The sequence below is a fragment of the Variovorax brevis genome, from assembly GCF_030317105.1.
Taxonomy (GTDB): domain Bacteria; phylum Pseudomonadota; class Gammaproteobacteria; order Burkholderiales; family Burkholderiaceae_C; genus Variovorax; species Variovorax brevis.
The window spans coordinates 1-1,088 of sequence record NZ_JASZYG010000083.1 but is presented as its reverse complement, the minus strand read 5'-3'; the positions used below and the strand labels follow the sequence as shown (position 1 = coordinate 1,088).

Here is a 1,088-nt window from a genome sequence, read left to right as displayed (position 1 = left end):
TCGTGGCTGATCTGCTCGATCTCGAGCAGCCGCCGGTTGGCGGCAAATCCGATGCGGCGCAACTCTGGCAAGTTCTTCAACAGCCGCCCCACCCCGAAGTCGCGCGTGTCGTTGATGGTGGTCTCGCTTCTCAAGGCCTGGCCTTCCTTGTGGTACTGCTTGATGCGTGAACGCTTGTAGTCCACATGCAGCGAGGGCGTGACGCCCTCGGTGATCACCCGGGTGCGGAACCGCCCCGGAGTGCGCCGGTTGACCCGGCGATCGAAGATGAGTTGGACTTGGCCGGGGCGCCCGATGTCCAGGTTCTCGCGGATGACCTGTTCGAAGAAGATGCGCCCGGCCACCGGCCGATCGAGCACCTGGGTCAGCGCGAACTCGGCCTGCAAGATCGACAAGCCGTAGCGGTAGCCGGCGGCACGGTCGCGCCGATCAAACGGATGGGGCAGCCGCGCCAGCCATTTGCGCAGCAGCCGGTCGATCTTCTTGTCGTCCAACCCATCGCAGATGCGCTGCAGTGCCTTGGGGTCGGCGCAGGACAGCACGCCGTTGTCCAACGCCTCGAAGGCAATGCCGCGCTTGCGCAACTGGCACTTGGCATACTCGTTGCCGTTGATGCACAGCTTGGCGTTGTAGGGGAAGTAGGAACAGAACTTCAGGAAGAACGGGCCGAAGTCCCGGTCCACGCAATAGAAGTAGAAGTGGTTGATCATCGCCGAGCCGTCCACCACCCACGGGTAGGTCATGCCGGTGGCCGCATTGCGGCGACGCTCGGTGCGCACAACCCGGGCCTTCTCCTGTGCGCGACCCACGTAAAGCACGCCTTCCTCGGCGTCGAACTGCTGCAGGTACTGCTGCGTGAGGTCATCCTTGCGTTGGTGCTTGGAGAAGCTGACCATCTCCACGCCCTGCTCGGCGACAAAGCGCTCGATACTGGCCACGAACGCGTCGGTCTTCGGTGCCACCCCTGCGGTCGATGCGAAGCGCTGGCCAAGGTGGCCGCGCAGGTACCACACCACGCCGCCGATGCGCTGCAACTGCGGCACGTAGACGTTGAGGTACATCCGGTCGATGCACTCGCTTTCGAGCAC

The 1,088-nt window shown here is 63.9% G+C and carries 1 protein-coding gene; it reads right to left on the bottom strand.

Translation table 11 applies throughout. The features are described 5' to 3' along the window. Nucleotides 1-1,088 (bottom strand): hypothetical protein (locus tag QTI66_RS39515; RefSeq protein ID WP_286565840.1); only part of this gene is annotated, 1,088 nt, incomplete at both ends.